This window comes from Orrella sp. 11846, from assembly GCF_048820935.1.
GTDB lineage: Bacteria > Pseudomonadota > Gammaproteobacteria > Burkholderiales > Burkholderiaceae_B > Algicoccus.
The window spans coordinates 87,544-112,741 of record NZ_JBMERD010000004.1 but is presented as its reverse complement, the minus strand read 5'-3'; the positions used below and the strand labels follow the sequence as shown (position 1 = coordinate 112,741).

The following is a 25,198-nucleotide window of genomic DNA, read 5'->3' as shown; positions in this document are numbered from 1 at the left end:
CTACCTGCTTTGAAACTTCAGACCGTCTAAGTCCCTCAATTCGTATGATTCTTTCTCACCACGAGCTAAGGAAATCCAATCAAACTTTAGCTTCAAATAGTGGTCATCAATGCCGACAAAGTAACTACTGCGATTGTTTAAGACCTTTCGCCACCAAAAAGGTTTCAGACGATCTGTCTCTGGAGGCTTTCGGCTTGCGCTCCACCACTCTTATAAAGTCCCGCTTTAGGTTTTCGACAATCTGTGAGAACCCACTCCCATGAAATGCTTTCATCAATAGCGCACCATTTGGATTCAAATGTGCCACCGCAAATTCATGTGCCAATTCACAAACATGGGCAATCCGTGCTGAATCCGCACTACTGACCCCACTTAAGTTGGGGGCCATATCTGAAATTACAAGGTCAACGCGCTGACCATCTAATTCATCGACCAATTTTTGCAGCACACTATCCTCGCGAAAGTCACCTTCTAAGAAAGTGACGTTAGCGATCGGCTCCATGGGCAACATATCCATGGCGATTATTCGTCCGCGGATCTCACCTTCTTTATCTAATAGTCTCTCTCTAGCGACTTGCGACCAGCTTCCAGGCGCGGCACCCAGATCCACGACCACATCACCAGGGCGCATCAATTTCTCTTGATCGAGGATTTCGATCAGCTTAAAAGCAGCTCTTGCCCGATAACCACGCTGTTGTGCCTGACGCACATAGGGATCATTAATGTGCTGGTTCACCCATTGCTTTGAAAATTTTTTCTTTGCCATCCCTTACAATCATTCCATTCATCATCGACGACTCTTGGAGTCGTTGCATCCCTTGCGAGAAATTTTTGAATACAACCATGCTATCTAGTCAAGAACGTCGGGCACTGCGCGCTGCAGCGCATGCCTTACGTCCCGTCGTCCTGATCGGCGACCAAGGTGTCACAGACCCTGTTTTACGTGAAATTGATATTGCACTTGCTGCCCATGAACTGATAAAGATCCGTGCAGCCGGCCAAGATCGTGACGAGCGCGACCAGATGCTTGAACAGATCTGCGAAACACTTGGCTGTGCGCCCGTTCATCATCTCGGTAAAACACTTATCGTATACCGTTCGGGTCAAGAGCGACAGTTTTTTCTGGAATCCGAAGAGGATTTACAGCCGATTGTCACGCCTTCAAGACGCGATAGTTTCCCACATACCCCTAAAAAGCTGGCTGCCCAAGGTATCGTTTTAGACAAACCCTTGCGCAAACGTCGCCGTGAAGGCTCAATCGGTAAGGGGGAAGCTCGTGGTTTACGCCGTGGCTTAGGTAAAAAATCAGCCCAAGGCTCTGCCAGAAAGTCTTCAGCCCGCAGTGGCCACAAAAGTGCATTTAGCTTGCGCGCAGGTATCCGTCGCTCACACAAAGACTGAACGTCCACAACCAGATCAAAAGACTGAAAGGCCGCTGCGGACTCTATATGGGTCTGGCAGCGGCCTTTTAGTTGCAACACAGTTTATAGGTAGGCCCGAGTGAATCCGTGCACTCTGGGCACGGGCTCACATTTACTCGTAGCGCAAAGCAACGATTTCATATTCTTTGGGTCCAGCCGGTGTGTTGACTTCCACCACATCACCCTCTGTGCGCCCAATCAAAGCACGCGCAACTGGGCTTGACACAGAGATGCGGTTCTGACGGATATCCGCTTCAATATCACCCACGATCTGGTAGGTCACCTTCTCTTCGGTATCCAGATCTTCAATCTCAACGGTCGCGCCAAACACGATCAATCCACCGGAGTCGAGCTCGGTTGGATCGATCACACGCGCATGTGACAAAGCGTGATCCAGTTCGGCAATTCGGCCTTCAACAAAAGCCTGACGCTCACGCGCTGCATCGTATTCCGCATTTTCTGACAAATCACCATGCCCACGAGCCTGAGCAATGGCATCAATCACAGCGGGACGCTCAACTTGTTTAAGGCGTTGCAGTTCTTCGCGCAGTCGCTCTGCGCCAGCGACAGTAATAGGTAAGCCTGACATGACAAATCCTACAATCCAAAATAAAACCCCGGGACCGAATGTACCGGGGCTAATGCGTCTGACAAGTCATTTCTAAAATAGAAACACCTGTCGACCATGTTTTATAAAATGACGACTAAGTTAATTTAACTATTCTTCATACGTTATTCAGCAACACAACAACTGTTTAGCGGACATACACTGCATCTATTGCAGAGCGTCGGCCAGCGTTGTCTGATTCATTTTCATCATCAATCGTGCCACTGATTTTGTAAACCAGTCCACTATCAACAAGTTGTTGTTAAAACGATTGATATCAAGATGCTGATGTGAAAATGGTACTCCATTCCCACAATAAAATCCAGACTCTTCGTCAGCGCAGCCTGAATTTAGCCTTACAACCAAACTAAATTCTTCTTTCCTACAGAAGCGTCCAGCAGATTACTATTCGCCCAACCCACTATACGACGCATCAAGCTAGATTTCATTCGATTTTGCGTATGCCTGCCAGAAACGCACAAAACCTCATTACATAACAGCACCGCCTCTTGATTATTATCAATCATCTGTTCGGGTACTTTTAACCACATAAGGCCTTTTCGGGTGATGATAGCCCTCAGGATATAGATGTGAAGTCAGCATCTTTTACAATCAAGGGCGATAATATAAGCAAATGAACCAAACGGTATGCGCACAGATTGTGTCGACATACCTGCCCAAAAACATGATGGATAGCGAATGAGTGCCTTTAACAACGAAAAAGTTCTAACCGTACACCACTGGACCGACAAACTCTTTTCTTTTACGACCACGCGTGACCCGTCTCTGCGCTTCAGCAACGGTCACTTCACCATGATCGGTTTACGTGTTGAAGGCAAACCACTTTTACGTGCTTACAGTATCGTCAGCGCAAACTACGAAGAACACCTCGAGTTTCTGAGCATTAAAGTCCAAGACGGCCCGCTCACCTCGCGTCTGCAACACATTCAGCCAGGCGATGAAATCATTGTGGGTCGCAAGCCCACAGGCACACTGCTGATTGATTACTTGTTGCCTGGACGTCGTCTCTACCTCTTGTCGTCCGGAACCGGATTGGCACCATTTTTAAGCGTGATCCGTGACCCTGAAACGTATGAGAAGTATGAAACTGTCATTCTCGTGCATGGTGTGCGTGAAGTGGCTGAACTCGCCTATCACGATTACCTAACGCAAGAACTTCCTAAACATGAATACCTGGGTGAAATGGTGTCACAACACTTGCGCTATTACCCAACCGTCACCCGTGAGCCCTTCCATACACAAGGCCGCATTACGGAATTGATTGAAAGCGGCAAGATGTTTAAAGATTTGGAACTGCCAGAGTTTGATCCAGCCGTTGATCGTGCCATGATTTGCGGAAGTCCGAACATGTTGCGTGATTTGAAATCCCTTTTGGAAGCACGTGGATTCAAAGAAGGTAATACCTCCACACCCGGCGACTTTGTGATTGAACGCGCTTTTGTGGATCAATAGTTCCGACACGTCAGCCATTCGCCTACAATAGGCGCCATGACTGAAATACTGATTATTCGACACGGGCAAACGCCCTGGAACGTCAAGCGCTGGGTACAGGGCTGGACAGATATCGAGCTCAATGAGCACGGACAGGCACAAGCGGCTGAACTAGCCGCTTTTCTGGCTTCAAATCAAGAAGATTCCGCGCTTGCCATTGATGCACTTTATAGCAGCGATCTAAAGCGGGCTGTCCAGACTGCAGAACAACTGGGGCAAGCGCTCAAAATGGACGTCGCCCTTCACTCAGGTGTGCGCGAAAGACGTTACGGCATGCTTGAAGGTTTGCCTTTTGATGAGCTCAAAACGCGTGCGCCGCGCGAAGCGAAGATCTGGCATGACCGAGATCCCGACGCAGTCATTGAAGGCGCTGAAACCTTGCGAGAGTTTCAGACTCGCATTGTCCATGCGCTCAACGAACTGGCTCGCAAGCATCCATCTGAACGCTTAGCCGTCGTCACGCACGGGGGTGCTATGGACATTATCTGGCGCCAAGCGAGTGGCGTAGCCCTTGAGAATCCACAACGCGCCATTTTACTCAACGCCAGTATCAATCGAATTCAGATTGACCCAAACACCAGTGAGTGGAGTCTCATTGAGTGGGGCAATATCGATCACTTAAAGACGTCTTCCCACAACGATATACGGGCATAACCTAACTGTTGATCACTCGCTAACCTTTTAACGCTTAACTACTAAGCGACGATCATTCACCAACTCTTCATTTCATTTAAAAAGGGCTGTCTCACGACAGCCCTTTTTGCAATCAGCTCTGTGATTCAGACTTCGATTTAGCTCGCGTCCATCAGCTGCTCATGCAAACTTTGCAGCGAATAGACTTGTAAGCCTTGACTCTGGCGCATGTACAGCATGCCTTCAACTGCCGCCCGTGCCCCTGAAATCGTCGTGAAATACGTCACACTGGCCAATAACGCTTGCGTGCGAATTGCTCTGGAGTCTGCGATCGCATTGCGACGCTCTTCGACCGTGTTAATCACCAGATCAATGTCGTTGTTTTTGAGCAAATCCACCACATGCGGACGACCTTCAGTCACTTTATTGACTCGGGTCACCGGCACACCAGCACTCTCAATTGCCGCAGCTGTACCACGTGTGGCAATTAGTTTGAATCCCAAGCTATGTAAGCCCTGAGCAACTTCAATCGCTTTGGCCTTATCTTGGTCTTTTACGCTGATAAACGCTGTGCCTGATTCCGGCAATTTAGTGCTAGCACCCAGTTGTGACTTCACAAATGCTTCACCAAATGTTAGGCCTACGCCCATCACTTCACCGGTGGACTTCATTTCAGGACCAAGAATGGTATCTACACCCGGGAACTTCACAAATGGGAACACGGCTTCTTTTACGCTGAAATAGTTTGGTACTACTTCCTGCTGAATGCCTTGGCTCTCAAACGATTGTCCGGCCATCGCGCGCGCTGCAATTTTGGCTAATTGCAGACCTGTGGCTTTGGATACAAATGGCACGGTGCGCGATGCACGAGGATTGACCTCAAGCACGTAGACATCACCATTTTGCACTGCAAACTGCACATTCATCAAACCGTTCACATTCAGTGCGCGCGCCATCAACGCCGTTTGACGCTTAATTTCTTCCACAATCTCTTGGCTGAGCGAATAGGGTGGCAAGCAACATGCCGAGTCACCTGAGTGCACCCCTGCCTGCTCAATATGCTCCATCACACCGCCAATAAAGACCGTTTGTCCATCCGACAAACAATCCACGTCCACTTCAATCGCATCATTCAAGAAGCGATCCAGCAAAACAGGCGAATCATTGCTCACCTTGACAGCTTCACGCATGTAACGCTCAAGCTCTGTTTGCTCATGGACGATTTCCATGGCACGTCCCCCTAGCACATAGCTAGGCCGCACAACCAGTGGATAGCCAATTTCTTGTGCATGGGCCAAAGCCTGTGCCTCAGTTCTAGCTGTCCGGTTTGCAGGCTGGCGCAGACCCAGCTTATTCAACAGTTTTTGGAAGCGCTCACGGTCTTCTGCCACATCAATCGAATCGGGGCTTGTACCAATAATGGGCACACCGTTGGCTTCCAGATCACGGGCAAGTTTCAGGGGTGTTTGGCCACCGTATTGCACGATCATGCCAACCGGTTTTTCTAGATGCACAATCTCCAGAACGTCTTCAAGCGTCAAGGACTCAAAGTACAAACGATCCGATGTGTCGTAGTCGGTTGAAACTGTTTCGGGGTTGCAGTTCACCATGATGGTTTCGTAACCATCTTCCCGCAACGCCAGCGCGGCATGCACGCAGCAATAATCAAACTCAATCCCTTGACCGATGCGGTTGGGACCACCACCTAGTACAATGATTTTTTTACGATCCGTCGGCAGTGCCTCACACGCTTCTTCATACGTTGAGTACAAATACGCGGTGCTGGTTGCAAACTCAGCCGCACATGTATCCACCCGCTTGTAGACGGGACGCACATTGAACTGATGACGAACCTTGCGAATTTCTGTTTCAGTCGTGTCCAGTAAAAACGCCAGACGACGATCTGAGAAACCCCGGCGCTTTAATGCCCACATGGCATCACGATCCAGATCGGACAACGTATGCTGCTCAAGGGCCAGCTCGATATCAACAATTTCTTTGATCTGTGCGAGGAACCAAGGATCAATGCGTGTCAGCTGATGCACTTCTTCTAATGTGAATCCTTGAGCAAACGCATCACCCACATACCAAATTCGTTCAGGACCCGGCTCAGCCAACTCAACCTCAATCACCTGACGATCGGTGGTTTTTTGGTTCAGACCATCAACGCCCACTTCTAGGCCTCGAAACGCCTTTTGCAAGGACTCTTGGAACGTTCTGCCGATTGCCATGACCTCACCCACAGACTTCATTTGAGTCGTGAGACGTGAGTCGGCTTGCGGGAACTTCTCAAACGCAAAACGAGGCACTTTGGTGACCACGTAATCTATCGTGGGCTCAAACGAAGCGGGTGTGGCACCACCGGTAATTTCATTGCGCAGTTCATCCAGCGTATAACCCACGGCCAGTCGAGCTGCGATCTTCGCGATTGGGAAACCTGTCGCTTTAGATGCCAGTGCCGACGAACGGGATACACGCGGGTTCATTTCGATCACAATCATGCGTCCATTGTCCGGATTGATGGCAAACTGAACGTTAGAACCACCCGTATCCACGCCAATCTCACGCAACACGGCCAAAGAGGCCTCGCGCATGATTTGATATTCTTTGTCAGTCAGGGTCTGCGCAGGAGCCACCGTAATCGAGTCACCTGTATGCACGCCCATGGGATCTAGGTTCTCAATGGAGCACACGATAATGCAGTTGTCTGCGCAATCGCGCACAACTTCCATTTCAAACTCTTTCCAGCCCAGCAACGACTCTTCAATCAGCAATTCGTTTGTGGGCGAGGCTTCTAAACCTCGACGACAAATTGTTTCGAACTCTTCAGCGTTATACGCAATCCCGCCCCCCGTCCCACCCAGCGTAAAGCTTGGACGGATGACCATTGGGAATCCAGACGTGCCCGTTTCTTCACCGATGCGTCGTTGTACTTCCCAAGCTTCTTCGAGCGTATGCGCAATGCCTGATTTGGCTGATTCCAGGCCAATCTCATTCATGGCCGCCTTAAACAACTGTCGGTCTTCGGCTTTTTCAATGGCAGCTGCATTGGCACCAATCATTTCAACGCCATAGCGCTCAAGCACACCGTGCTTTGCCAGATCCAGCGCACAGTTCAGTGCGGTCTGCCCACCCATCGTGGGGAGCAATGCGTCAGGACGCTCACGCTCAATAATTTTTTCAACAGCTTGCCAAGTCACAGGCTCGATGTAGGTCACATCCGCAGTTTCCGGATCAGTCATGATCGTCGCTGGGTTGCTGTTCACTAAAATCGTGCGATACCCTTCTTGCTTTAAGGCTTTACAAGCCTGTGCACCAGAGTAGTCAAACTCACAAGCCTGACCGATCACGATAGGACCGGCGCCGATAATTAGAATGCTTTTGATGTCAGTACGTTTTGGCATGATGTCTTTATTTGGTCGGATTGGCGATCAGGTCCATGAACCTGTCAAACAAAATCGCAATGTCGCTAGGGCCGGGATTGCCCTCTGGGTGTCCCTGAAAGCTGAAAGCTGGTCGATCTGTCAGTTCAAAGCCTTGCAGCGAACCATCGAACAGAGAAACATGCGTCACACGGGCATTGTCTGGCAACGACTGTGCATCCACAGCGAACTCATGATTCTGACCTGTGATGTAAACACGTCCTGTCGCCTCATCACGCACAGGATGGTTGGATCCATGGTGACCCACGGGCATTTCGAGTGTTTGTGCACCAATGGCTAAACCCAGTACTTGATGGCCCATGCAAATTCCAAAAATCGGGATGCACTTCTCAAGCAACGTCTGCACTGCGCTCACTGCGTAGTCAAGCGGAGCTGGGTCACCTGGGCCGTTTGACAGCAACACACCATCAGGCGCCATATCCAGAACCGTTTGCGCAGGCGTTTGTGCAGGCACCACGGTCACGCGACAGCCGCGCTCTGCCAACAGACGTAACACATTGCGCTTGACGCCAAAGTCATAGACCACCACATGCGGGCCATCCGCACGTCCTTGTCCATAACCTTGACCCAGTTGCCAGACAGACTCAGACCAGTTTGCAGTCTCCGTCGTGCTCACCGTTTTAGCGAGATCTTGACCCGACATGCCGGCAAACGATTGTGCGAGTGAAATCGCTTTATCTGCATCATCACCGACCAGAATACACGCGCCCTGTGAACCTTTCTCACGGATGATTCGAGTCAACTCTCGGGTATCCACGCCTGCAATCGCCACGATATTTTGTGCGGTCAAATAATCTGTGAGGCTCTCTGTAGATCGGAAGTTAGAGACCCGCAAAGCGCAATCACGCACAACCAGCCCTGCGACATGAGCCTTGTCAGACTCCATATCTTCTGGATTAATGCCTGTATTGCCTATATGCGGATACGTGAATGTCACAATCTGACCGCAGTAGCTTGGGTCGGTCAGGACTTCCTGATACCCTGTCATAGCTGTGTTAAAAACGACTTCGGCGACGACATGTCCTTCGGCGCCAATTGAATGGCCCCTAAAAACAGTTCCGTCCGCCAAAGCTAGAATGGCTGGAGAACGCTTGCTAGCGTCCCCGGGGAAAATGGATGACAACACGCTCATGACCCGGCTTCGAACTCTTTAATTTAAACCTTGCAAGTATAACCGCCCATGAACAAAAATTTGCTAAATCAACTAAAACAATTGAGTACCGTTGTCGCTGACACGGGTGATTTTGAGAGTATGGGGCGTTTTACGCCCACAGATGCAACCACAAATCCCTCATTAATTCTCAAAGCCATTCGCCAACCTGGCTATCAACATCTACTCAATCACTCGCTGTTACAAGACGCTGGACTCAGCGTTGCACAACGCACAGATCGCTTATTGGTCGTCTTTGGTCAGGAAATTCTGAAGATCGTGCCAGGCCGCGTATCCACCGAAGTAGACGCCCGCTTGTCGTTTGACACGCAAGGAACTGTCGAGCGCGCACGCGAGATTATGAAACTGTATGAATCGCTGGGTATCGAGCGCAAACGCATTCTCATCAAAATCGCCGCCACCTGGGAAGGCATTCAAGCAGCCAAACAGCTTGAAGCAGAAGGGATTGCCTGCAACGTCACTTTGTTGTTTTCTTTGACACAAGCCATTGCCGCAGCACAAGCCAACGTGACATTAATCTCACCTTTTGTGGGACGCATTTACGATTGGTATAAAAAAGCAGCGGGTGATAACTGGGATGAAGTCGCCAATGCGGCCGAGAACGATCCTGGCGTGCAATCTGTGTCAAGAATTTATGCTTACTTTAAAAACCACGGCATTGCGACTGAGATCATGGGCGCAAGTTTTAGAAACACAGGTCAGATTCTCGCCCTAGCTGGCTGCGATCTGCTCACCATTAGCCCAGAACTGTTAGATCAACTCTCCAGTGGCACAGGTGATCTAACCGCGCGCCTAACCCCCGACTACGCCGCTGCGAACGCCTCTGAAAAGCGCACATTGGATGAAAAAACATTCCGCTTTGATCTCAATGAGGATGCCATGGCCACTGAAAAACTCGCCGAGGGTATTCGCGTGTTTGTCCAAGACGCCATCGCGCTCGATGCGTTGCTGAAAAGTTAAGCCACACAATTGAGCTGGTATTCAAACAATTGTGCGGCGTGACCTTATTCAGGTCCGCCGCACAAAATCACTTCCAAAACGAACCACTGCACTGCACTCCAAATCAAAGAATCCAACACGATTCAGAGCACAGCAAATACTTAGAAGCCCATATGAGAGCCACCGTTCACTGACAAATGCTGGCCCGAGATGAAATCTGAAGCCGATGACAGCAAGAAGGCAATGGATTGCACAGCTTGCTCGGGTGACAAGAAGGCACCCATAGGCACAGCGCTCAGATATTTGTCACGGAACTTGTCGCTACGAATCACTTCAGTCATTTCCGTCTCAACCACCCCAAAGCACACGCTGTTGGTGCGAATTCCGTAACGCCCCCACTCTTTAGCTGCAGTCATCGTCATGCCCAGCACACCTGATTTGGCTGCCGCGTAGTTAATTTGCCCAATCGAGCCACGACGACCCGCATCGGACGCAATGTTGACGATAGCGCGCTGGCGATTATCTTGGCGTGTTTTGGATTCTGCAATCATTTGCGTACCGACGGCTTGTAGGCAGTTAAAGACACCGGTGAGGTTGACATCAATCACAGCTTGCCACTGCTCGATAGTCATTTTTTCAATCATGGCAGTGCGAATAATGCCCGCGTTATTGAGTAAGCCATCGAGCCCATCAAAGCGAGCAGCACCGTCTTCAACCGTTTTTTGCACAAAATCGCGATCGGTCACACTGCCTTGAGCCACAAAAGCATCCGGAAAACGTGTTCTCAGAAGCTCAGCCCCTTCATCGGCAATTTCAACCAGCGTCAAATTGGCACCTAATTCGGCTAACAATGTGGCTGCACACAGACCAATCCCTTGGCCAGCGCCGGTCACCACAATGTGTCGTCCCGTCAAATCCATCAAGTTTTTCATATATTTGTCTCCTTAAATATCCATCGATACGCTAAACATCAACTTACCAATAGCCCAGCACTTTCCACCAAACACTACCGATAAAAAACCAAATCGCCAGGTTCACCACACTCATGACAAAGCCAACTTTCCACCATTCGCCAAGTGTCGTGTAACCCGAACCAAACACAATCGGTGCCGTCCCTGTCCCATAATGAGTCAATGACATCATCAACGAAGATGAAAACGCCAATGTCAGCCCTAACAACATCGGTGGTGCGCCCAAGGCAATGCCTGCTGCGAAGAATGCGGCAAACATCGCGGTGATATGTGCCGTCGTACTCGCAAAGAAATAATGCGTGTAGACATACACTAACACCAACAACAACATGCCAATCACCCAGTTCAACCCAAAACCGGCAATGCCCACCTCCACACTCTGCGCCAACCAAGCCACAAGACCCAGTTTGCCTAAAAACCCAGCCATCATCACCAATGCAGAGAACCAGACAACCGTGTCCCAAGCACCTTTGTTCGCAAGCGCATCATCCCATTTCAAAACGCCCGTCAACAGCAAAATGGACATCCCCACAAAGGCTGCGGCAGTTGGGTTAATTAACCACGCATCACCAAACAACATTGCTGGCACACCCGCCCACATCACGAGGAGCAGAATGAAGACACCTAAGGTCACTTTTTCTGGCGTGGACAATGGACCCAACTCGGCCAATTGGCGTTTAGCAAACTCTGGCGCATCCGGTGTCTGGCGAATTTCAGGGCGATACATGAAATAAATCACAATCGGCATCACAATCAGAGAAACAATGCCCGGCACAAAAGCCGCGATCGCCCACATCGCCCAAGTCAGTTGGAACGACGGATCCGTCCCTTGATAAATCAAGGTCACGATTAATGGGTTGGGAGCGGTTGCCGTGATAAACATGGCTGAAGTAATTGGGTTCGTGTTGTAGTTCACGAGCGCCAAATAACGACCAATGCGTTCAGTTGATCCTGGCTTGGGATGCGAATTAAAACTATCGGCAATCGAACGCATAATGGGGTGAATAATCCCGCCACCTCGCGCAGTGTTACTCGGTGTCACTGGCGCAAGTACCGTCTCGGTCAGTGCCAACGCATAGGCAATCCCTAACGTGCGCTTACCAAACAATGAAATCAGAAAATAACCAATTCGAGCCCCTAAGCCTGTTTTATTCAGACTCATAGAAACCATGATCGAGATTCCGATCAACCAAATCAGTTCATTTGAAAAGCCACTCAGCGCATCGGCCAGCGCGGCTTTAGGATTACCCGGGTTGGTGACGCCCGTAATCGCCACCAGCGAAATCGCCACAATCGACACACCGCCAATCGGCAGTGCTTTACCAATAATGGCGGCAATCGTGCCCACAAACAGCGCTAAAAGCTGCCAAGCATTTTCACTCACGCCCTGAGGCACAGGGACCACAAACCAAATCAATAGCGTTAGACCCACTGCAACCGCGGTGGGCACCGCACGCACAGGCTCAAGCTTAATCATTGCCATACATTAACTCCAAAACAGTTTTAACAGCACATCATGATTCGCTTAACCTGCAGAGTCTCATTAGGTTAGTTTTCTCTCAAGCATTGCCCACGCCACTGTACCGGCGTCGACATACTCCAGTTCGCTGCCACTCGGGACACCCCGCGCCAAACGACTGACCGTAATCCCTTGTGCTTGCAAAGCCTGACTTAAATAATGGGCCGTTGTTTCGCCTTCTGCAGTAAAGCTAGTCGCCAAAATGACTTCTTTCACACCACCGCTGCGCGCTCGATCCAGCAAGCGTTTGAGCTGGATTTCCTGCGCACCCAATCCATCAAGGGGTGCGATCCGTCCCATTAAAACATAATACAAACCCTGATAATGTCCCGAAGCTTCCACCGCATCAAGGTCTGCAGGCGTTTCCACAACACACAACACACTGGTATCGCGCCGCGTGTCCTCACAAACTGGGCATACGGGCGTTTGAGAAAATCCGTTACACCGCTCGCAATGCATCAGTTCATTGAGTGCTTTCTCTAAAGCGCGCACCAAATCCGCCGCACCCTGACGATCATGTTGCAGCAGTTGATAAGCCATCCGTTTGGCTGTGCGCACGCCGACCCCTGGTAACGTACGCAACGCCCGCAATAAATCTGTCAGCGCCTGTGGCTCTGACTGCGAAGCACTCATATCAGAATGGCAACTTCATGCCGGGAGGCAATGGCAAGCCAGCGGTCACAGCCGACATTTTTTCTTGAGAAGTGGTTTCTGCTTTACGCAACGCATCGTTAAATGCAGCCCCAACCAGATCTTCCAACATGTCTTTGTCATCATCCAGAAGGCTGGGATCAATTTCGACACGACGCACATCGTGACGACATGACATGGTGACCTTAACCAGACCACCACCGGCAACACCTTCCACCGTGATTTCCGCCAGAGCTTCCTGGGCTTTTTTCATGTTTTCCTGCATCTGCTGGGCCTGACGCATCAGTCCCGCCATTTGTCCTTTCATCATGACATTGATTCCTTACTTACGATTAAAGATTAATGATACAAAAACTCGATCCACCTAGACGCTCTCGACAGGTTCAAGGTCGCACAGAGTCTGCAATCATTTGCGCATCAAACTCCTGAACCAGCGCTTTCACAAATGGATCATTCTGTAATTGTTCTCTGGCTTTTTCAACCCGCGCCTCATAGGCGATCTGCGCAAGCTGTTGAGCAGATTTCGCATCGCCAAACTCACCTATTGTGACTTTGAGCGTCACAGTCAGACCTGTCGCCTCACGAATGATGGTCTGCAAACGTTTGACATGCGCGCCACGTGCTAACGCACCTGTTTGCACCAACAGATTCAAGTGATTGCCATGCACCCCTGTACACACAGACTGCATTGCCAACTCACGACTCAACCCTTCTACGGGGAGCGTTTCGACAAATACCGCCCAATCATCCGCGATCGCTTGTAACTGCGCAGACGATTCAGCCGATATAGACGCAGCCGACACATCGTGACTCACGTCTTGCGAAGTATCAGGTTCGGCGACAGCTTCTGGCTCGGGCTCGAGTTCCAACTCATGTTCTGGTTCTGACACCGACTCTACTTCAACTGCAACTTCTGGTTCAGGAATTGGATCCTCAATCGCCTCAGCCTCTTTCTCTGGCGCTTTAGCCTGTATTGGTTGCTCAGCCGCAGCGGTCGTCTGTATCGGCTCAACATGGCTGTCTTGCGACGATGTCGTCGGCGCATCGACTTGCGCGCTCACTGGCTCAACGGGCTTTGGGGCTGGGGCGACTTCGGGTTCAGGTTGCGGCTCAGGCGCTTGCGCATGCGTAGGTTCTGTGTGCGTCGCTGATTCCGACTCCGGCTTCGACTCTGATTGCGGTTTTGGAGATTCCACAAGCTTTTCTTCAGACGCCGACGCTAACTGACCACTTACTTCTGAGTCTACTTGAGAATCAATAGGCGAATCTTTTTTAAAATCTGCGCTTGAGCCTGCCTTTGATGTCGTATCAGTAGCCGCGTTGGTCTCTGCGTTGACATCTGGCGATGCTGTATTTTTGATTACTTCGTCAGAGGCTGCTTTCAGATCTTGTAGTGTTTTTTTTTGCACCTCGGTCGTGGCTGATTCCACAAATCCGAGCATGCGCAAACAAATCATTAAAAATCCGGCATGCTCATCAGGTGCCAAGGTCATTTCTTCACGACTGTGAACGGCAACGGTATAAAACAATTGCACTAGATCGCTGGGCATATGCTCAGCAAGCACTTGCATGCGAGGCAATAACAGTGGGTCTTCTAGCTCGCACACGCCTGTGCGTTGTAACAAAGCCAGTTTGGACAGCAGAATCGCTAAATCAGACAACGCCTGACGCAAAGACAAGCCCAGATCCACAATCGTTTGAACCGTTTGCACAACCGCATTGGCATCGCCTTGGGCGAGCGAATCTAACAACTGAACCAAATGACCTTGGTCCACCGTGCCCAACATCTCACGCACGGTGGCGACGCTAAGATCAGCCGACGTATAGGCAATGGCTTGGTCGGTTAACGACAAGGCATCCCGCATAGAGCCTGAAGCTGCTTGGCCAATTAAACGTAAAGCGGGCTCTTCGAATGCGACGTTTTCAGCGGTCAGTACAGTATTCAAGTATCCCGCAATATCCTGAGCCACCATCGGCTTGAGATTGAACTGCAAACATCGGCTTAACACCGTGGCAGGAATTTTTTGCGGATCGGTCGTGGCCAGAATGAACTTGACGTGCGCAGGTGGTTCTTCCAGCGTTTTAAGCATGGCGTTAAACGCGTGCCCCGTTAACATGTGCACTTCGTCAATCATGTAGACTTTAAAACGCGCAGCACTCGGTGCGTAGACAGCTTGCTCAAGCAACTGAGTCATCTCGTCCACACCACGGTTGGACGCCGCATCAAGCTCCACATAATCCACAAACCGACCTTCATCGATTTGTTGACACGCAGCGCACTGTCCACACGGATGGGCAGTAATACCCGTCTCGCAGTTCAATGACTTTGCCAGAATGCGTGAAAGTGTTGTTTTGCCTACACCGCGAGTGCCTGTGAAAAGCCAGGCATGGTGTAAACGTTGTGTCGTTAGGGCATGACTCAGAGCACGGACAACGTGATCTTGCCCTACTAGACTATCAAAATCTCTTGGACGCCACTTGCGGGCAAGTACCAGATAGCTCATAGCGCCTTTCAACTGGGTCGATGACTACAAAAATGGCGAGCCTGACTTCGGCACTGTCTCGGCACGGCTGTGGCTGCTTCGTTCCCGACCTGACCAGATTCACCGCTGAGCCATGCGAAGGGGCCCGCCGCTGCACATTCTAACAGGATTGTCATGGATGCGCTAAAAGCCACACATCGTGGCCAGAGTTTCCCAGTTCATCTTCAGGCTAGGATTGACGTATCCCAGTAAGCCCAACCCTAGGACTGCGAGCAAGACCACCCACCCTAAAACGCGCACCCAACGTCGGTTGGATAAGCGAATGACCTGACTTTCTGAGTTCGTCGCATTCGTCATTGAAATCCCCTTAAATGTGCGCATTCCTAGCAAAATTTTGGCATCAAGCCATGCGTAACCGCGTAGACGGTTGAATGCTATGCTCTTTAATTGGCAAGCAAAGTAATGCCGCCACCACCGATAACACCATCGCTAACCACCATACCGTGTCATAACTGCCGGTCACTGATTGCACCTTACCACCGAACCAGACACCAATAAAACTGCCGATCTGGTGACCCAGAAACACAATGCCCGACAAAGTCGCTGCAAACTGCATGCCATAAATCTGACCAATCAATCCCTGCGTCAGAGGTACAGTACCCAGCCAGAATAAGCCCATCCACCCCGCAAACACATACACAACCCATGGGCTAAGCGGCATCATAATCAGCCAAAGAATGCCAAACGTGCGCAATGCATAAATACCGGCCAAGAGGTTTTTCTTACTGTAAATGCCCCCCAAGCGACCCGCTGCGTAGGAGCCAAACACATTACACAGTCCAATCATGCCGATCGCCATCGCCCCTGTTGAGGCATTCAAACCGCCATCCACAATAAAGGCCGGCAAGTGCAGAGTAATAAATGCGGTATGAAAACCACAGACGAAGTAACTCCAGAACAAAAAATGAAAGCTCGGATCGCGCAATGCTTGCTTAATCGCCTGACCTAGCGTTTGTTCTATACCACCTGAGCCGGAGTGTTTACCCCGCAGAAACCACACCAATGGCAGAGTCACCGCCAAAAACATTGATAACCACCAGAATGCACCCGACCACTCAAAGGTATCGATCAGGATTTGCCCTGTGGGCACCACCAAAAACTGACCCAACGAGCCCCCAGCACTCACAATGCCCATGACGGTACTGCGCTGGCTAGGTGACACCGACCGTGCAACCACAGGCAAAATCACTGCAAAGGTCGAACCAGCCTGTCCCAATCCAATCAACAAACCCGCTGTGAGATAGAGCGACATTTCCGATTCAGCAAATCGCATCCCAATCAAACCCACGGCATAAAAGAACACGGCAAGTGCCACAGTGCGTCCTGAGCCCAGCTTGTCCGCCATCATGCCTGCACCAATCGCAGCCATCCCCCACACCAAGTTCTGGATCGCAAAAGCCATCGAGAACACTTCACGAGACCAACCATTGGCAAGCCCCATGGGCTGCATGAAGAGACCAAATGTGGCGCGCACACCCATTGCAAGCAGCACAATGAGTGTTCCAACCAGAATGGGCGACAACTGATAATCAGCCGTCGACTGACGCGTAGAAGACATGAAATCAAACCTGAGTACGTGGTGGTAACCACGGTGGCGCCGCCGGCACGAATCGAACGTGCGGCTCCCTTCTTAGGAGGAAGGTACTCTATCCACTGAGTTACGGCGGCAAAGAACGCGACAGTTTAACAAGGACAAAACCTTCACAACACAAAATCGCATTTTAAGCTCTCGGATGATGTCGCGCATGGAGCTGTTTGAGACGCTCACGGGCCACATGGGTATAAATTTGCGTGGTGGAAATATCCGCATGCCCTAATAAAAGCTGCACTACCCTCAAATCCGCCCCGTGATTGAGCAAATGCGTTGCAAATGCATGACGTAAAACATGCGGTGACAAAGGCGCCTGAATATCGGCTTTGAGTGCGTACTTGCGCACCAACTGCCAAAACGCTTGACGGGTCATGGCTTTTCCACGTGAGCTCAGAAACAAATCATTCGTGCGATGGCCTACACTCAGAATCGGTCTGGAATCCCGCAAATACTGCTCAATCCAGTCCAGTGCCTGCTCACCGAGCGGCACAAGGCGCTCTTTGGCCCCTTTGCCGTGTACAACGCGCACCACGCCGTCGTTGATACTCACATCCAGAACACTCAGACTCACCAATTCCGTCACGCGCAGCCCACTGGCATACAAGACTTCAAGCATGGCTTTATCACGCAAGCCATATGCCGTCTCAACTACAGGCGCATCTAACAAGTCTTGCACTTGTTGTTCGGTGAGGGTTGAGGGAATCCGCTGCCCTTGCCTTGCCGGCATGACATTCAGACACGGATCTTCTTGCATCAAACCCTGACGACGCGTCCACAGAAAGAATCGACGCAAACTCGCCAGCCGTCGATTTGCCGTACTTGCGCTTGTGTGGGCATGAGCTTGTGCCATCCATTCATGCACATGAATCTGTTGAGCTTGTGTGAGTGTTTTTTGATGCGTTTGTTGAAGCCATTGAGAAAACTGCACCAAATCACGACGATAGGCATCAATCGTATTGTCGGACAAACCATCTTCTAGCCACAACGCTTCAACAAACCGCCCCACGATTTCAGGTATAGAAACAGAACCTCGCACAGAACCCCCAAACAATGGCATCATTGCTCACAATACCAGTCTACGCTGGGTTTTAAAATACTTTTCTGTCGATCCCTCCTGCCCGCCTCATGTCCATCACCTGGCTCATTCTTCCTGATTTTTTACTGATCGCACTCGGTTGGTCTCTGTATCGATTTTTTGGGTTTACACGCGAACTGTTTACCGGTCTGGAAAAACTCATTTATTACGTGCTTTTTCCTGCCCTGTTACTGCACTCCATTCTCAAAGCGCCGATCACACCAGCGACTGCGGGAGAAATTGCCATTGCCACGACCTCGTTGAGTTTTGCGGGCTACATACTGGCAGCCATCGTTGGACGCATCATTCGCGCACCGAGCAGAGCATTGGCTTCCAGTATTCAAACAGCTTTTCGGTTTAATACCTATCTGGGTCTGGCCATTGCGCAAGCCTTGGCAGGACCCGAGGGTGTTTCTCTGATGGCCTTATATGTGGGACTGTCGGTGCCGGTGGGCAACATGCTAGCCGTCTACGCACTTGCGCGCGAACAAAAGACCAATATCCTGATGGCGCTCATGCGCAACCCGCTTTTATTGGCCACAGTCGCCGGGCTCTGTGGCAACCTCGCAGGCTTTCAGTTACCAGATGCGCTGAGCAACACGCTGGGACGATTGGGCACCACCTCGATTGCTCTAGGTATTTTGTGCATTGGCCCAAGCCTGAACTGGCAAGCCAGTCGTGGCAAAGAGCTCCTCATCTCGAGCATGTTGTTTATTCGTTTGCTGATCATGCCGCTGGTTGCTCTGGGACTGGGCTTACTAATGAAATTTCCACCACTTGATCTTCAAATGCTGGTTCTCTTTGGCACATTACCTTGTGCGACCACAGCCTACGTCCTCGCAGTCCGCATGAGTGGGGATGGTCAAGTTGTCAGTTTAATCATTTCAGCGGGCACTATACTAAGCGCAATTACGATTCCAATTTGGATGAACTTTCTTTTGTAAGTTGCAGATTTTGATATATTTCTGACAACATTTCACGGACTGTTGCGCAATGACAACACATCAGTATCTACACGAATTGCCCGACGAAAGCGAGACAGAAAGCCTCGCCCAGAGACTCTGCGCACTTATCCTAAAAGACATCCAACTTCAACCCCCACAAGGACAAACTGCTGCTGCCGTCATCCATTTGAGTGGCGATCTCGGCGCTGGAAAAACCACCTTCGCACGTGCCTTTTTGCGGGCTTGCGGCATCACGGGCCGTATAAAAAGCCCCACATTCGCCCTCATGGAAGTCTATAATGATTCTAGATTAAACTTTTATCATCTTGATTTTTATAGATTTAGCGACCCAAGAGAATGGGCGGACGCTGGACTCAGAGATATTTACCAGCCAGATTCAATTGTATTAATTGAATGGCCTCTGAAAGCTGGCGCGGCTCTCCCCGTACCCGACTTGGTCGTGGAACTGACGGACCATGGTCATGGCAGGACCGCTCTGCTGGAGGCCCAGACATCGCGAGGGACAAAATGGCTGAAAAAACTGGAAACCTGACCCACACACAAAAGGCTGGCATGATCAGCCGTCGGCGGTTGCTGCAAGCAGCGAGCGCTTTCCTGTGCTTACCCGTGATTCCACGCATGGCGCATGCTGCAAGCGTGTTGGCTGTGCGAACCTGGCCCGCAGAAGAATACACACGCGTCACGCTTGAGCTCGACAGCGAACTCAAAGCGGAGCATTTCACGCTCGACAATCCACACCGGATGGTCGTGGATATTCAAGGCTTAAACATGAACGCCGCGCTAGAAAAGCTCGTGCGCGATGTTCGACCGAACGATCCGTACATCAAAGCAATTCGCGTCGGGCAGAACCGTCCCGATGTTGTGCGCATGGTCTTGGATCTTAAGCAGCAAATTGCACCACAGGTCTTTACCCTGAAACCGATTGGTGACTACCAGTATCGTCTGGTTCTAGACCTGTACCCCACGGTTGCTCAAGATCCGATATTGGCACTTCTGCAGAGTTCCCCCGACAAACTGGAAGGTGAAGACCCGCTCGCCAAGATCATTGAAAGCCTTGGACAAAACAACACACAAATCGCCACGGCACCCACCACACCGTCTGCAGCCTCACCAAAAACCACACCCAAAGTGACACCAAAAGCACCCGTGCAGCAAGCCAGTGCGCCTAGAGCAGCACCTGCACGCAGTGGTCAGAAACGCATCCTGACGATTGCCATCGACCCTGGTCACGGTGGCGAGGATCCGGGCGCAATCGGTAAGGGTGGCACCCGTGAAAAAGACGTCGTGCTCGCCATTGCCAAACGACTGAAATCTCGGATTGATGCCACCCCTGGCATGCGTGCTTACCTCACCCGAGATGGTGACTACTTTGTGCCCTTACACGTGCGTGTCGACAAAGCCCGTCGAGTGAAAGCGGATCTTTTTGTGTCCGTGCATGCCGATGCATTTGTACGTCCCACGGCAGGTGGCAGTTCCGTCTACGTGCTGTCTGATCGAGGTGCCTCAAGCACGGCCGCAAGTTGGCTCGCCAAGAAAGAGAACGCAGCCGATCTGATTGGTGGTATTAATCTGGGCGCCACCAACAAAAGCGTTGCACAGGTTTTGTTGAACATGTCGACAGCCGCACAGATCAAAGACTCTAAAAAAGTCGGTCGCTCCTTGCTTGCGAATCTCGAAACCGTCTACCGACTCCACAAACCAAATGTTGAGCAAGCCGGTTTTGCGGTACTCAAAGCACCTGACATTCCTTCGGTATTGGTTGAGACAGCTTTTATCAGCAATCCGAAAGAAGAAAAGTTGTTGCGTGATCCGAAACATCAAGATCGCTTTGCTTCGGCTATTCATCAGGGCATCAGCAGCTTTTATCGTGCCAACCCCCATTTGGCTTTGGCCAAGTAATCATCGCCCCAATCAGCTTGCGCAGAACCGAACTGCGCAAGCCCTCCTCACGCAATCAGCATATTGGCTCACCTCGTCCTACAATGGACGATAAATTCATTAATGAACGGCCTTATTTCTGATTGTCATGACTGCAAACACCCCAAACACTGCCCAAATCGCACTGCTGGATGATCGTTTAATCAGCCAAATTGCAGCGGGCGAAGTGGTTGAACGCCCCGCTTCAGTTCTCAAAGAGTTGCTAGAAAACGCACTGGATGCGCAAGCGCAAGCCATTGACGTACGTCTGGACGGCGGTGGTATTCGGCGCATCGCAGTCATTGATGACGGCACTGGCATTGCAGCAGACGAACTGGCACTTGCCTTGACACGTCATGCCACCAGTAAGATTCGCAATCTCAGTGACCTTGAACATGTGCTATCGATGGGTTTTCGGGGTGAAGCATTGGCTTCGATTGCCTCTGTGTCGTCACTCACCCTGATTTCTAGAACACAAGACGCCCCTCACGCTTGGCAAATTGATGAGCACGGGCAATTGTCACCTGCATCCGGCAGCACTGGCACTTGTGTGGATGTGCGCAATTTATTCGATGAGGTGCCTGCACGGCGCAAATTCTTACGCACCGAAACAACCGAACTTGCACATTGCATGGAAACCCTCACACGCATTGCACTGTCTCACCCAGAAGTGGGGTTTCGGGTATTTCACAATAATCGACCCTACAAGCACTGGAAAAGCAACTCGCTCCTTGGACGCATTCAGGACGTGCTGGGTGAAGACTTTGCGAAAGAATGTTTATCTGTCAACACAGGCACACCGTTAGCACAACTCGTCGGTGCCATCGCCAAACCTGCTTCTGCTCGAGCCCGTGCTGATCGGCAATACTTCTTTGTGAATGGGCGTCACGTGCGTGATCGGACAGTTTCACACGCCATCCGCAGTGCGTACGCTGATGTTTTACATGGTGATCGTCAACCGGCTTATGTGCTGTTTCTGACGATTGAACCCAGTCTGGTCGATGTCAACGTTCACCCTGCTAAAAGTGAAGTGCGGTTTCGCGACAGTGGCGCTGTGCATCAGCTCATCCACAAAGCGCTTGTTAACACACTTGCCCAAAGCACAGCGTCACAAAGCCATTTCGATAAAGTTGAGTCAGCTGGTTCTGGGGATGGAGATGAACCCCAAACACAGCAAAGTTCATCATCGGAAGTCACTTCCCACCCGGCCCACGCGTCTACCCAATCTCAAACATCACAAACCTGGGGTCGACAGGCAGGTTACAGACCGAATCAGTCCGGGCAACAATTCCAACCTCGACTCGCGTTACGCGATGAGCCCAGCTGGGATCCGAGCCTGGCACAAGCCTGGAAAGCAGCCCATGCACCACTTACGCCTGAATCCCCGACTTCATCGACAACCTCACCGACGGATTCAGCAACAACCTCGTCCACTGCCACCATACCGCCGGCACGCCATGATACGTCCGCAACAGCGGCCTCACAGTCCGCATCATCCGCACCCAAAGAAGAGACTCATTGGCCATTGGGCAATGCAATTGCGCAACTCCATGGCATTTACATCCTTTCACAAACTCAAGACGGGTTGATTCTGGTCGATATGCACGCCGCTCACGAACGTGTTCTCTACGAGCGGATGAAACAAGCTTTGACACAAAACACGGTCAGCCGACAGGATCTGCTGGTCCCCTTAGTCATTCGCGCTAGTGAGATCAAAGTGGCAACCGCTCAAAATGCCCAAGAATCCCTGCTGCAGATGGGTTTTGAGCTTGCGCCATCTGGCCCGCAGTCATTGACTTTACGCTCTGTGCCAGCGCTTTTGATTGGTGGTGACATGGAGTCTCTCGTACACGGCATCTTGGAGGATATCCAAGAGATTGGCATCACCGCATTATTGACCGAGCAACGCAATGAATTGCTCGCAACCATGGCCTGCCATGGCGCGATACGTGCCAATCGCACACTAACACTTCCAGAAATGAATGCGCTTCTGCGTCAAATGGAACAAACCGATCGTGCGGATCTCTGTAATCACGGTCGCCCCACTTGGGTTTCCTGGAAGATCGCAGACCTAGATCGTTTATTTTTACGCGGCCAATGACACGCCTCGAACACAATACACCCGCTCTCATCAGCGACACACCGGTTTGGTGTATCGCAGGCCCCACCGCAGCTGGTAAAAGTGCGCTTTGCACAAAAATTGCAGACATCTTGCCGGCCGAGTTTATCAACGTCGATTCTGCAACCATCTATCAGGGAATGGACATCGGGACAGCCAAACCGGATGCCGAAGAAAGATCACGACTCAAGCACCATTTGCTAGACATCGTGGATCCTGCCCAAGCCTACTCTGTGGCACGCTTTTATGATGACGCAACCCGACTCATTGCAGAAATTCAAGCAAGAGACCACCTCCCTATTCTGGTCGGTGGCACGATGATGTACTACCACACGCTCATGCACGGACTGGCCGAGCTTCCGAGCGCAGACCCAGCAGTTCGCATGCAGATCGAAGCCCAAGCCCTGCAAATTGGCTGGCCAGCCATGCATCAAAAACTAGTACAAGTCGATCCGGACACCGCCGCTCGTTTAGCGCCCGCTGACAAACAACGCATTGGCCGCGCACTCGAAGTCTATCAAATGACTGGCAAGCCATTATCGGTTTGGCTGCAGTCGCAAACCACGCCCAGACCAGCAATTCCACTACGTCTGATCAGTCTGGAACCTTCTGAACGACAAAAACTACATCACCGCATTGAAATGCGTTTTGATGAGATGCTTGAACAAGGGTTATTAGACGAAGTCCAAGCACTCTACCAACGAGGTGATCTCAGCCCAGAACTGCCATCTATTCGCTGCGTAGGCTATCGGCAAATGTGGCCCGTCATCACAGGCGAAGAGGATCTCAAAAGCGCCAGAGAAAAAGCCATTATTGCCACGCGCCAACTTGCTAAACGGCAAATGACTTGGCTGCGATCCATGCCAGAGCGCATGGCAGTAGACTGTCTAGATCCATCAAACGCTCATCAGGAAATTCTACAAGCCTTACAAAGCGATCTGTCTAAACACACTCAAAACTGAACATCACACACGGCAACGCCATCGACCCTGATCTAAACCAGGGTTGATGGCGTTTTGCACAACATTTTATACAGTCGTGACTTAGATGACTGCCGTCAGTTGTTTAAGCGACAACCGTTCGGCTCGCATCTTCATCGGCAGTTTTGATATCACCCAGGACATAAACAGTTTCACCTTGCTCTGTCAAAAACTGTTTAATCGCCTCAGCTTGGTCGGCAGCCACTGCCAGCACCATGCCAATACCGCAGTTAAACACGCGATACATTTCTTGGGAATCAATGCGACCTTCACGTTGCAGCCACTCAAACAGAGCTGGCATGGCCCAAGCACTTGATGCAATTTGTGCTTGCAAACCAGCGCGCAAGATACGGGGGACGTTTTCTAGTAAGCCACCGCCTGTGATGTGCGCAAGGCCTTTAATCGCTGGTCCAAACTGGGATAAAGCAGCCAGCACAGGCTTAACATACAGACGTGTGGGTGCCATCACAACATCACCCAACAACTGCCCATTAAATGTCTCTTCTGGTTTTGCACCGGTGTATTCCAACACCTTACGCAGCAACGAATATCCGTTGGAGTGCGCACCACTCGAAGCCAGACCCAGCAATACGTCTCCGGGCTGAACCGCTTCACGACCATCGATCAAAGCCGATTTTTCAACCACACCCACAGCAAAGCCTGCCAGGTCATATTCCCCATCGGGATACATACCCGGCATTTCAGCCGTTTCACCGCCAAGCAATGCGCAACCGGAGAGTTCGCAGCCTTTGGCAATGCCACCGACAACTTGCGCGGCGACATCGACATCGAGTTTGCCGCAAGCAAAATAATCTAGAAAAAAGAGTGGTTCAGCACCTTGGACCAAAATATCGTTTACGCTCATGGCCACCAGATCAATACCCACGGTATCGTGACGGTTCCATTCAAAAGCCAGACGTAATTTAGTGCCAACACCATCCGTACCTGAAACTAGGACGGGCGTTTTGTAACGAGCGGGGATTTCAAACAGGCCGCCAAAGCCGCCAATGCCAGAGAGCACACCTTCACGAAGGGTGCGGGCAGCCAAGGGTTTAATGCGGTCGACTAAGGCTTCGCCAGCGTCAATATCGACGCCAGCATCTCGATAAGTCAGGTTTTTTTGGGAATCAGACATGATAGT

22 protein-coding genes, 1 tRNA gene and 1 other RNA gene are annotated in these 25,198 nt (G+C 50.9%); 9 read left to right on the top strand and 15 right to left on the bottom strand.

Annotated elements, in window-relative coordinates:
• Positions 1-124: 124 nt before the first annotated feature.
• Complete coding sequence (locus ACOI06_RS04750) at positions 125-766, bottom strand: RlmE family RNA methyltransferase (RefSeq protein ID WP_420661368.1); 642 nt, start codon at positions 764-766, stop codon at positions 125-127.
• A gap of 77 nt (positions 767-843) precedes the next feature.
• Between ACOI06_RS04750 and ACOI06_RS04745 the strand changes: the two genes are divergently transcribed.
• On the top strand, positions 844-1,401 hold the full coding sequence (locus ACOI06_RS04745) for a YhbY family RNA-binding protein (RefSeq protein WP_420661367.1): 558 nt from the start codon (positions 844-846) through the stop codon (positions 1,399-1,401).
• A 132-nt stretch (positions 1,402-1,533) separates the two neighbouring features.
• Here the strand turns inward: ACOI06_RS04745 and greA are convergent, their stop codons facing one another.
• Positions 1,534-2,010: a transcription elongation factor GreA gene (gene greA, locus ACOI06_RS04740; RefSeq protein ID WP_420661366.1), complete on the bottom strand. Its 477-nt coding sequence runs from the start codon at positions 2,008-2,010 to the stop codon at positions 1,534-1,536.
• A 717-nt stretch (positions 2,011-2,727) separates the two neighbouring features.
• Between greA and ACOI06_RS04735 the strand changes: the two genes are divergently transcribed.
• Together ACOI06_RS04735 and ACOI06_RS04730 are read left to right on the top strand one after the other, a co-directional pair.
• On the top strand, positions 2,728-3,501 hold the full coding sequence (locus ACOI06_RS04735; protein ID WP_420661365.1) for a ferredoxin--NADP reductase: 774 nt from the start codon (positions 2,728-2,730) through the stop codon (positions 3,499-3,501).
• A 36-nt stretch (positions 3,502-3,537) separates the two neighbouring features.
• Positions 3,538-4,194 carry a histidine phosphatase family protein gene (locus ACOI06_RS04730; RefSeq protein WP_420661364.1) on the top strand — a complete coding sequence of 219 codons (657 nt, stop codon included), beginning with the start codon at positions 3,538-3,540 and terminating at the stop codon, positions 4,192-4,194.
• Between the two features lie 137 nt (positions 4,195-4,331).
• Here ACOI06_RS04730 and carB read toward each other — a convergent pair whose 3' ends face one another.
• The gene (carB, locus tag ACOI06_RS04725; protein ID WP_420661363.1) at positions 4,332-7,577 is read right to left on the bottom strand and encodes a carbamoyl-phosphate synthase large subunit; all 3,246 of its coding nucleotides are present in this window, start codon (positions 7,575-7,577) and stop codon (positions 4,332-4,334) included.
• A 7-nt stretch (positions 7,578-7,584) separates the two neighbouring features.
• A complete protein-coding gene (gene carA, locus ACOI06_RS04720; RefSeq protein ID WP_420661362.1) occupies positions 7,585-8,748 on the bottom strand; it encodes a glutamine-hydrolyzing carbamoyl-phosphate synthase small subunit in 1,164 nt (387 codons plus the stop codon).
• Between the two features lie 48 nt (positions 8,749-8,796).
• Between carA and tal the strand changes: the two genes are divergently transcribed.
• Positions 8,797-9,747, top strand: a complete 951-nt coding sequence (gene tal / locus ACOI06_RS04715; RefSeq protein ID WP_420661361.1) for a transaldolase — start codon at positions 8,797-8,799, stop codon at positions 9,745-9,747.
• A 140-nt stretch (positions 9,748-9,887) separates the two neighbouring features.
• On the opposite strand, the gene ACOI06_RS04710 is transcribed toward tal, so the two are convergent.
• From ACOI06_RS04710 to xerD, 10 genes are all read right to left on the bottom strand, one after another.
• Positions 9,888-10,658, bottom strand: a complete 771-nt coding sequence (locus tag ACOI06_RS04710; RefSeq protein WP_420661360.1) for an SDR family NAD(P)-dependent oxidoreductase — start codon at positions 10,656-10,658, stop codon at positions 9,888-9,890.
• 43 nt (positions 10,659-10,701) lie between these two features.
• Positions 10,702-12,180, bottom strand: a complete 1,479-nt coding sequence (locus tag ACOI06_RS04705) for a DASS family sodium-coupled anion symporter (RefSeq protein ID WP_420661359.1) — start codon at positions 12,178-12,180, stop codon at positions 10,702-10,704.
• Positions 12,181-12,240: 60 nt separating this feature from the next.
• Positions 12,241-12,849 carry a recombination mediator RecR gene (recR, locus tag ACOI06_RS04700; protein ID WP_420661358.1) on the bottom strand — a complete coding sequence of 203 codons (609 nt, stop codon included), beginning with the start codon at positions 12,847-12,849 and terminating at the stop codon, positions 12,241-12,243.
• 1 nt (position 12,850) lies between these two features.
• Positions 12,851-13,177, bottom strand: a complete 327-nt coding sequence (locus ACOI06_RS04695) for a YbaB/EbfC family nucleoid-associated protein (RefSeq protein ID WP_420661357.1) — start codon at positions 13,175-13,177, stop codon at positions 12,851-12,853.
• A 73-nt stretch (positions 13,178-13,250) separates the two neighbouring features.
• Complete coding sequence (gene dnaX / locus ACOI06_RS04690) at positions 13,251-15,371, bottom strand: DNA polymerase III subunit gamma/tau (protein ID WP_420661356.1); 2,121 nt, start codon at positions 15,369-15,371, stop codon at positions 13,251-13,253.
• 31 nt (positions 15,372-15,402) lie between these two features.
• Positions 15,403-15,500, bottom strand: an RNA gene (ffs, locus tag ACOI06_RS04685) — signal recognition particle sRNA small type.
• 33 nt (positions 15,501-15,533) lie between these two features.
• The gene (locus ACOI06_RS04680; protein WP_420661355.1) at positions 15,534-15,707 is read right to left on the bottom strand and encodes a hypothetical protein; all 174 of its coding nucleotides are present in this window, start codon (positions 15,705-15,707) and stop codon (positions 15,534-15,536) included.
• Positions 15,708-15,750: 43 nt separating this feature from the next.
• On the bottom strand, positions 15,751-16,968 hold the full coding sequence (locus tag ACOI06_RS04675) for an MFS transporter (protein ID WP_420661354.1): 1,218 nt from the start codon (positions 16,966-16,968) through the stop codon (positions 15,751-15,753).
• A 34-nt stretch (positions 16,969-17,002) separates the two neighbouring features.
• Positions 17,003-17,078, bottom strand: a tRNA-Arg gene (locus ACOI06_RS04670).
• Between the two features lie 53 nt (positions 17,079-17,131).
• Positions 17,132-18,058, bottom strand: a complete 927-nt coding sequence (xerD, locus tag ACOI06_RS04665; RefSeq protein WP_420661475.1) for a site-specific tyrosine recombinase XerD — start codon at positions 18,056-18,058, stop codon at positions 17,132-17,134.
• Positions 18,059-18,126: 68 nt separating this feature from the next.
• Between xerD and ACOI06_RS04660 the strand changes: the two genes are divergently transcribed.
• From ACOI06_RS04660 to miaA, 5 genes are all read left to right on the top strand, one after another.
• A complete protein-coding gene (locus tag ACOI06_RS04660) occupies positions 18,127-19,020 on the top strand; it encodes an AEC family transporter (protein ID WP_420661353.1) in 894 nt (297 codons plus the stop codon).
• Between the two features lie 49 nt (positions 19,021-19,069).
• Positions 19,070-19,573 (top strand): tRNA (adenosine(37)-N6)-threonylcarbamoyltransferase complex ATPase subunit type 1 TsaE, encoded by a 504-nt coding sequence (gene tsaE / locus ACOI06_RS04655; RefSeq protein WP_420661352.1) that lies wholly within the window; start codon positions 19,070-19,072, stop codon positions 19,571-19,573.
• Entirely contained in the window at positions 19,549-20,940 is a 1,392-nt protein-coding gene (locus ACOI06_RS04650) for an N-acetylmuramoyl-L-alanine amidase (RefSeq protein WP_420661351.1), read from the top strand. The genes tsaE and ACOI06_RS04650 overlap by 25 nt, the downstream gene beginning before the upstream one ends.
• 127 nt (positions 20,941-21,067) lie before the next feature.
• On the top strand, positions 21,068-23,059 hold the full coding sequence (gene mutL / locus ACOI06_RS04645) for a DNA mismatch repair endonuclease MutL (RefSeq protein WP_420661350.1): 1,992 nt from the start codon (positions 21,068-21,070) through the stop codon (positions 23,057-23,059).
• On the top strand, positions 23,056-24,039 hold the full coding sequence (gene miaA / locus ACOI06_RS04640) for a tRNA (adenosine(37)-N6)-dimethylallyltransferase MiaA (RefSeq protein ID WP_420661349.1): 984 nt from the start codon (positions 23,056-23,058) through the stop codon (positions 24,037-24,039). Before mutL ends, miaA begins: the two co-directional genes overlap by 4 nt.
• Before the next feature lie 103 nt (positions 24,040-24,142).
• On the opposite strand, the gene purM is transcribed toward miaA, so the two are convergent.
• Positions 24,143-25,195 carry a phosphoribosylformylglycinamidine cyclo-ligase gene (gene purM, locus ACOI06_RS04635; protein WP_420661474.1) on the bottom strand — a complete coding sequence of 351 codons (1,053 nt, stop codon included), beginning with the start codon at positions 25,193-25,195 and terminating at the stop codon, positions 24,143-24,145.
• Positions 25,196-25,198 lie beyond the last annotated feature (3 nt).